Here is an 8692-nt window from a genome sequence, read left to right as displayed (position 1 = left end):
CTTCATTTCTTCTCTGCTCAATGTAATTGTCTCCTGTCCCATAGTGACATTATCTCAGAACAGTTATGGGGTGACATTATCACAGCAGAACAACATAGGCGTTTCACCTTGGTTGACTTGTTTCCTTAAGAGAAGTATTATTACGGTATATGCATGCTGACGACAGGTTTCGATGAATCGACCTACTCAGCTATCGCGAACAATAGGAGCAACAACAAGGAAAGGGAAGCGCAGTATTCGTGCCTTCAGAGAGCGGAGCCGTTACGCTGAGAGGATCCGCAGGAATGTCGATGCCGCGTGTCGCCCCGGAGTTGCCAGGACTGAACGCTGCTATACAGGATGCAGCTGATAGGTTCGGCCGGACACAGCCGTTATCTGTTTGAGTGCCATGCGGTGCGAGTGATTCGCTCACAAGCTGCATGGAATGAAGGTGGTACCACGGAAGCTAGAACCTTTCGTCCTTTGCGACGGAAGGTTTTTTTTATTTTTCTAATAGGTGATGGGGGTAGTGAACATGTCTGATAATCAAGCAACGACCGCGATGCCGACGACATATGATCCGAAGAGCGCGGAAGCCAAATGGTACGACTACTGGATGAAAGGCCGCTATTTCGAAGCGGGCAAGCGTCCTGATGCACCGAAATATACGATCGTGATTCCTCCTCCGAACGTAACAGGCATGCTGCATATCGGGCATGCGCTGGACTTCACGCTGCAGGATATTATGACGCGTACGAAGCGGATGCAGGGCTATGATGCACTCTGGCTGCCAGGCAGCGACCATGCGGGTATCGCAACACAAACGAAAGTTGAGCAGAAGCTGCGTGAGCAAGGTCTGTCCCGCTACGATCTTGGCCGTGAGAAGTTCCTTGAGAAAGTATGGGAATGGAAAGATACGTACAACAATACGATTCGCGAGCAATGGGCGAAAATGGGCTTTGGCCTCGATTACTCCCGCGAACGCTTCACGCTGGATGAAGGTTTGTCCCAAGCTGTTCGTCAAGTATTCGTCCGTCTCTATGAGAAGGGCTTAATCTACCGTGGTAAGAAAATCATCAACTGGGACCCTGCCGCTCGTACGGCGTTGTCCGATATTGAGGTTGAATATAAAGAAGTAACAGGCGCACTGTACCACTTGCAATACCCGCTTGCTGATGGCAGCGGACATATTATCGTTGCAACGACGCGTCCAGAAACGATGCTCGGCGATACAGCGGTTGCCGTTCATCCGGAGGATGAGCGCTACAAGCATCTGATCGGACAGAAGCTTGTGCTGCCGATTATCGGCCGCGAGATTCCAATCGTTGGCGATGAGTATGTCGAGAAGGACTTCGGCTCCGGTGCTGTGAAAATTACGCCAGCTCACGATCCGAACGACTTCGAAGTAGGCCTGCGTCATGATCTGCCGCAAATTACGGTTATGGATGAGAGCGGCAAGATGAATGAGCATGCTGGTCCTTACCAAGGTTTGGATCGTGCGGATTGCCGCAAAGCCATCGTGAAGGATATGCAGGAGCAAGGCATTTGCATCCGCATCGAGGAGCATGTACACCAAGTTGGACACTCCGAGCGCAGCGGCGCGGTTGTTGAGCCATACTTGTCGACGCAGTGGTTCGTATCGATGAAGCCGCTGGCTGATCGTGCGATCGAAGCACAGAAGAGCGGCAACGGCGTTAACTTCGTGCCGGATCGTTTCGAGCGGACGTACCTGCAATGGATCGAGAATGTACGCGACTGGTGCATTTCTCGTCAGCTGTGGTGGGGTCATCGTATCCCGGCTTGGTACAACACGGAAACGGGCGAAACATTCGTAGGCGTAGAGGCTCCAGAAGGCGCCGACAACGAAGGTTCGCCATGGAAGCAGGATGAAGACGTACTCGATACGTGGTTCAGCTCCGCACTGTGGCCGTTCTCGACGCTCGGCTGGCCGGATGAGAACCATGAAGACTTCAAACGTTTCTATCCGACGGATTTGCTCGTAACGGGCTACGATATTATTTACTTCTGGGTTGCGCGCATGATCTTTACGGCGCTTGAGTTCACGGATCAAATTCCGTTCAAGGACGTGCTCATGCACGGTCTCGTTCGTGACGAGAACAACCAGAAGATGTCCAAGTCGCTGGGCAACGGCGTTGACCCGCTGGACGTGATTGAGAAATACGGCGCAGACGCTATGCGCTTCATGCTCTCGACGAACAACACGCCAGGTCAAGACCTGCGCTTCCGTTGGGAGAAGGTTGAGCAAGCGCGCAACTTCGCGAACAAGATCTGGAACGCTTCGCGCTTCGCGCTCATGAACCTGGAAGGCGTTTCGGCTGCCGATATCGATATTACGGTACCGCTGGGAACGGCTGATCGTTGGATTCTGCACCGCCTGAACGAGACTTGTCGCGACGTTACGCGTCTGATCGATACTTATGATTTCGGCGAAACGGGACGTCTGCTTTACAACTTTATCTGGGATGACCTGTGCGACTGGTACATCGAATTCGCGAAGCTGAACCTGTACGGCACCGATGCCGCTGCGAAGAAAGCGACGCAATCGGTTCTCGCTTATGTACTCGATCGTACGCAGCGTCTGATCCATCCGTTCATGCCGTTTATTAGTGAAGAGATTTGGCAACACTTGCCGCATGAAGGCGAGACGATTACGCTTGCTGCATGGCCAACATTCGATCCAGCACTGGAATCGCCAGAAGCGGTTCGCGAGATGGAATTGCTCATGGATATGATCCGTGCGGTTCGTAATATCCGTGCAGAAGTAAACGTGCCAATGAGCAAAAAAATCGAGCTGCTGATCAAGCCGTCCAGTGAAGCTGAGCTTGCTATCGTTGATCGCAACCGCGAGTTCATCGAGCGCTTCTGCGGTACGTCGAAGCTTGATGCCGGCCTTGCCATCGAGACGCCGGATAAAGCGATGTCTGCTGTTGTGACAGGCGCAGAACTGCTTCTGCCGCTTGCAGGTCTGATCGATATTACCCAGGAAATAACACGTCTTGAGAAAGAGCTGAAGACGCTGAACGGTGAAGTAGAGCGTATCGAGAAGAAGCTTGGCAATGAAGGCTTCGTTTCGAAAGCGCCAGCGAAGGTTATCGAAGAAGAGAAAGCAAAAATGGCGGACTACGCGGACAAACGCGATAAAGTCATTGCCCGTATTGCTGAGCTTCGCGCGTAAGGTGCTATAAGTGTGGGTTCAAAAAGCGGACTTTTTGAACGGCCTCTATAAGTGCGTGTTCAAAAAGTCGGATTTTCGTCCGCCGAGAAGATCGCGAGAACCTAAAGATCTTATGCTTACGAAGTTGTTATTTGCTCGCGGGTTGTAACGCCTGAAGTGTCGCAAATAACAACTTCAGAGGAACGGAGTGTAGGCAAACCTACATGAGTACCTGAAATGTTTCCGGAGGAAACATACTTCGCAAGCATACGCTTTTCGAAGGTGAACGCAATGTTCGACGTCGAGTAGGCTACCTGACTTGCTTCGTGATCAAAGGACGACTTTTTGAACAACCTCTAGAAGGAAGGTAGTGAAACAGATGAGTGAACAACGCATTGATGCGGCAGCGGCGGATAACGCCGCTCCGCTCTCTACATATCAAGAGGCGGCGGATTGGATTAATAGTCTTATTCCGTTTGGGGTTCGTCCAGGATTAGAACGGATGCAGCTGCTCCTGGAGCGGCTCGGCAATCCGGAGCGCAGACTGCGCTTCATCCATGTTGCAGGCACGAATGGCAAAGGCTCGGCATGTGCTTATTTGACGTCGGTCCTGCTGAAGAGCGGTTATGACGTCGGCACGTTCACGTCGCCTTACATCACGAAATTTACGAATCGTTTCCAATACAACGGTCAAGACATTCCTGAGGAAACGCTGCGTGATCTGTCCAATATGCTGAAGCCGCATGTGGAAGAAATTGCAGCAACGGACCTAGGCTCACCTACGATGTTTGAGGTGTCGACGGCGATTGCGATTTTGTATTTTGCCAAAGTAACCTTCCCTGACTATGTCGTTTGGGAGACGGGTCTTGGCGGCCGCATGGACGTGACGAACATTGTCTCGCCTGCAATTTCGGTCATTACGAACGTCGGTCACGATCATATGGACATTCTCGGCGATACGATTGAGAAGGTTGCTTGGGAGAAGGCTGGCATTATTAAGCCAGGCGTACCAGTGGTAAGCACGGCAACGCAGCCGGAGGTAATCGCGATTCTGAAGGAAAAGGCTGCACAGTCGAAGAGCACGTTGTACTTGCTCGGCGAGCAGTTCCATTATGAATCGATTGAGGTACAAGAAGATCGGCAGACGTTCCGTTTCCGCGGACCGTTCCGCGCAGTCGAGCCGCTTGAGATTTCGCTTAACGGCGCGCATCAGGTTGCGAACGCTGCAGTTACAGTCATGGCGCTTGAAGTGCTCCGTCAATACAATGCACTCTTGGTTGATGATGAGCAGCTAAATGATGGACTTCGCTCAGCAGCATGGCCGGGTCGACTGGAGATGGTGTCCCGCGAGCCGCGGATTTTGCTCGATGGAGCTCACAATCCAGAGGGAGCGCAGACTTTAGCCGCTGCACTGAAGTCTACTTATACGTATAAACGGGCACATGTCATGATGGGAATGCTCGAGAATAAGAATCACACGAAGACTCTCCGGCATATACTGCCAATAGCGGATTCACTGATCGTGACCGAGCCAGATTTTCGCAAAAAGATGAGTGCGGAGTCGTTCGCGTCAATCGTTCGGGAAATAGCGGAGGAAATTGGCTCTTCGGTTAACCTTATCGTTGAGCCGGATTGGCGTGCGGCGCTTGATAGGCTTAAGCAGCTAATAGGTGAAGGTGATCTTGGCGTCGTGACCGGTACGCTGTACCTGATCTCTGACGTGCGCGCTCAACTGCTTCATATTACGGATTCTGAAAAAGGTTGGTGAACCGTCTTTGAATACGGCTGAACATGTGCATTTTATCGGCATCGGCGGTTACGGAATGAGCGCAATTGCGCGAGTCATGCTGGAAATGGGCTATAAAGTAACGGGGTCTGACGTTGTCAAAGCAGAGTTGGCCGAGAAGCTGGCACAGAAAGGCGCCGGCATCTACATCGGTCACGAAGCGGATAACGTAAAGGGCGCCGACCTTGTCGTGTACTCGACGGCACTCCCGAAGGATAATGTCGAGCGACAAGCAGCAGAAGCGCTTAACATTCCAATTCTTCATCGCGCACAAATGCTTGCTCGTTTGATGAATGCGGGCAAAGGCGTAGCTGTTGCTGGCGCGCATGGCAAGACGACGACATCATCGATGATTGCGCTCGTCATGGAAACGTGCGGGATCGATCCAACCTTCATTATCGGTGGCGAGATTGTTAACGTTGGAACGAATGCTAAAGCAGGCAAGGGCGAATATGTCGTAGCGGAAGCGGATGAAAGCGACGGTTCGTTCCTGCAGTACCACCCCGCAATGGCGATTGTGACGAACATCGAGCCGGATCATCTTGAGAACTATGACGGCGATTTCAATAAATTGAAGAGCGCTTATGTGCAGTTCCTTCAGCAAGTGAAGTCGGACGGCAAAGCGATTGTTTGCATCGACGATACAAACCTGCAAGAGCTGCTGCCGCAAGTGAACAGCGGTTCGCTGCGTGCTGACCAAGTCATTACGTACGGCATCGATTGCGATGCGCAATATCGCGCGACGGACATTGAGCTTGGCGACCGCAAGGTAACGTTCAAGCTTCATCATCAAGGTGCAGAGCTTGGCCAAGTCGAGCTTTCGGTACCGGGACGTCACAACGTCTACAATGCGATGGCGACAATCATTACGTGCTTGGAGGCAGGACTGCCATTCGCGAATGTCGCAGATGCAATTAAGCAGTTCCGTGGTGCGAAGCGCCGCTTCCATGTGCTCGGCGAGAAGAATGATATTCTTGTCATCGACGACTACGCGCATCACCCGACGGAGATCCAAGCAACGATCAGTGCTGCCAAAGCAACGGGCAAGCGGATTGTAGCGGTATTCCAGCCGCAGCGCTATACACGGACGTATTTCCTGTTGGAGCAGTTCAGCTGTGCCTTCGGCGAAGCGGATGAGGTTATTATTACCGATATTTATTCCCCCGCAGGCGAACAGCAGATTGAGGGAGTAAGCTCCCGTAAGCTCGTTGAATTGATCATTCAGAACAGCAATACGAATACGCACTACATTCCGACGAAGGAAGAAGTGCTTGAAAAGCTAAAAGCTGCGATGAAACCTGGCGATCTGATCATTACGATGGGCGCAGGCGACATTTGGAAGGTTGCAGCGGCACTGGCGGACAGCTTGTAGAAGCTGTCGGGACACCTGTAACGTAACAAACAATAGGTAGCGAGGCTGTTTCTAAGGTCGTACATTCGACTTTTGGAACGGCCTCTTTTTTATGCTGCTCAAATAAAGTTTTATGAAAAAAACAAATTAATCCATTCTATCGACTATTTCTTGTAAGTAAAATGACTTAATTTATGATGTGTAACTTAATAAATGAAGGTTGAATGACGATACATTAATAGAAAATATAGAGGGGAAGGTTCGTTATGTTAAAAAAAAGAGTTTCTATTATCCTGTTGTTTAGCTTGGCTTTGATGTTAGTTCCGGCTTATGCATTCGCCGCAGCCGCTCCGGTCACGATTACGGTTGATGGTAAGGCGCTCAAGCTGACGCAGGCACCTGTTCGCAAAGCGAATGCGACGCTTGTCGAGGCTAAGCCTCTTGCGGCACAGCTTGGCGCTACTTATGCCTTTGATGCGAAGACGAAGGCTGCGACGCTAAAGAAGGGATCAACGTCGATTAAGCTGACGCTTGAGAGCAAGACGGCATACGTTAATGGTGGGAAGCAAGCTCTTACCCTTGCGCCAACTAGCGTGAAGGGCTATGTCATCGTTCCAGCAGAATTTGTCGTTAAGACGTTCGGAGGAACCGCTGTATGGGACGGCAAGAGCCAGTTGAACATCTCCTCCCCAGCTTCTGTAGAGGCCCAGAGCAAGCAGAAGGCGATCAATACAGTGAAAACGTACTTCTCGGCTTTGTCCAAGCAAGATGCGAAAGGCGTTAAATCCGCATGGCTGCCTGCTAGCTGGAGTGCAGAAGATGAGGAAGACATGCTGCAGCTTGATGGAGAGGCTGTCGTATTCACGGTTCAATCGGCCAAAGTAACAAACTTCACGAAAACGCAAGCAACGATCGAAGCAGAGGTTCACATCGATTATCCGAGTCCTTATCTCATTGATGAGATCTATGTACTGGCCTACACGATGGTTAAAGATAGTACAGGCGTTTGGAAAATCAAACAAGAGAATGTGGAAGACTTCTACTACGATCTGTCTACTGAGCCAGTCGAGACGACAGAAGCATTCGCAGCAAGTGTAAATGAAGTTGTCGATCAATTAACCGACAATTTGAATGCTGAGAATTTGGATGAAATAGAAGGAATGTTTGCTGAAGACTCCATCATTGCTGGAGCTATGATTGATTTCTGGTCCTATGATTTTGATGAGTACGACACGCGCTATACGTTGACTGACTTGTCGATTATCGGGGCAGATGAACAAGCAGGCACGGCGGAGGTTTATGTTGCGTGGGATGCTGAGGACGAAGAAAATGAGTATCCATATGAAGCCGTGTTCTTCTTAGTCAAAGATGAGTCGAACAACTGGCTGATTCAAGAGGTTGCTGAATTGTAGTGCTTGACTAGTTGAGTTATAATCGCTTATGGATTATACGAAAGACCCGTAAGATGGACGCTTGAACAAGTTGGTCAAGACCCCATTTAGTGGACAAATAAAAAACACCTAGACTATAAGCTGACGTCGGTATTCAACTGGCGTCAGCTTGTTTAGTTTACGTTGTGAGCGTTCCTCGTTATAAAAACGTATATATTCTTCAATTCGCCTTTGAGCCTCAGCAATATTTCGTATATCATAGGGGTAGAGGGCTTCAACTTTCAGATGAGAGAAAAAGCTTTCCATAGAGGCGTTGTCGTAACAATTGCCTCGTCTGGACATGCTGATTTGGGCTCCAACCTGTGGCAGCATGTCGTGGTATGCATGGGACGTGTACTGGCTTCCTTGATCGCTGTGAACGATCAAGCCGTTCACGTCCTTATGTGTGTCTAAGGCCTTCCTAAACGTCTCCAGTACAAGCGGATTGTCATTATTCTTGCTGATGTGGTACGCGATGATTTCGTTGTTCCAGAGGTCTTTGATAACAGATAAATAGATGCGCTCATCGAATACGCGATATTGTGTAATGTCGGTGACCCACTTGCGATTAGGTGCATCAGCTGTAAAATCACGCTGTAGTAAATTCTCCGCAATTCGCCCGTCTGCAATTGCTGCCTGTTGACTTGTCCGATGTTTGTATTTACGGCGGATAATCGCTTGTATGCCTAACTCCCGCATGAGACGCAGCACCTTTTTATGATTAACGACAAGACTATACTGGCGGAACAGCTCATCTTGAATTCGTCGGTATCCCGCTTTCTTATCCCATCGTTCGTAAATTGCGGTAATCATCATTTTCAACTCAGCATCTGGATCTGTCAATCGTCTGAGAAAATGTCACTTTAACTGTGCTATGAAAATGTCACTCTCTAATGGAGGCCACCTTTACCAGGAGGCCTCTAAAAAACTGTTGTGCTGTGAATACATAGCATCTTGGAAGGTGCTGCGTT

5 protein-coding genes are annotated in these 8692 nt (G+C 50.0%); 4 read left to right on the top strand and 1 reads right to left on the bottom strand.

Going from position 1 to position 8692, the window contains the following annotated elements; all coding sequences use genetic code 11:
* Positions 1–514: 514 nt before the first annotated feature.
* The 4 genes from DFQ01_RS30565 to DFQ01_RS30550 all read left to right on the top strand — a co-directional run bounded on the left by DFQ01_RS30565 (position 515) and on the right by DFQ01_RS30550 (position 7703).
* The gene (locus DFQ01_RS30565) at positions 515–3175 is read left to right on the top strand and encodes a valine--tRNA ligase (RefSeq protein WP_146216943.1); all 2661 of its coding nucleotides are present in this window, start codon (positions 515–517) and stop codon (positions 3173–3175) included.
* Between the two features lie 358 nt (positions 3176–3533).
* Entirely contained in the window at positions 3534–4922 is a 1389-nt protein-coding gene (locus DFQ01_RS30560; RefSeq protein ID WP_110047686.1) for a bifunctional folylpolyglutamate synthase/dihydrofolate synthase, read from the top strand.
* A gap of 7 nt (positions 4923–4929) precedes the next feature.
* Positions 4930–6312, top strand: coding sequence for a UDP-N-acetylmuramate--L-alanine ligase (gene murC, locus DFQ01_RS30555; protein ID WP_110047685.1), 1383 nt, complete (start codon positions 4930–4932; stop codon positions 6310–6312).
* A gap of 245 nt (positions 6313–6557) precedes the next feature.
* Positions 6558–7703 (top strand): copper amine oxidase N-terminal domain-containing protein, encoded by a 1146-nt coding sequence (locus DFQ01_RS30550; RefSeq protein ID WP_110047684.1) that lies wholly within the window; start codon positions 6558–6560, stop codon positions 7701–7703.
* A gap of 108 nt (positions 7704–7811) precedes the next feature.
* Here the strand turns inward: DFQ01_RS30550 and DFQ01_RS30545 are convergent, their stop codons facing one another.
* On the bottom strand, positions 7812–8543 hold the full coding sequence (locus DFQ01_RS30545) for an IS3 family transposase (RefSeq protein WP_281272055.1): 732 nt from the start codon (positions 8541–8543) through the stop codon (positions 7812–7814).
* Between the last annotated feature and the right edge of the window lie 149 nt (positions 8544–8692).

The sequence above is a fragment of the Paenibacillus cellulosilyticus genome, assembly GCF_003182255.1.
GTDB classification, from domain to species: domain Bacteria; phylum Bacillota; class Bacilli; order Paenibacillales; family Paenibacillaceae; genus Paenibacillus_T; species Paenibacillus_T cellulosilyticus.
This window is presented reverse-complemented; position numbering and strand designations above follow the sequence as displayed.

What these genes read in the sequence shown, in the direction of transcription:
- DFQ01_RS30565 (WP_146216943.1), top strand. Translation starts at nt 515, where the DNA reads ATGTCTGATAATCAAGCAACGACCGCGATGCCGACGACATATGATCCG.
- DFQ01_RS30560 (WP_110047686.1), top strand. Translation starts at nt 3,534, where the DNA reads ATGAGTGAACAACGCATTGATGCGGCAGCGGCGGATAACGCCGCTCCG.
- DFQ01_RS30550 (WP_110047684.1), top strand. Translation starts at nt 6,558, where the DNA reads ATGTTAAAAAAAAGAGTTTCTATTATCCTGTTGTTTAGCTTGGCTTTG.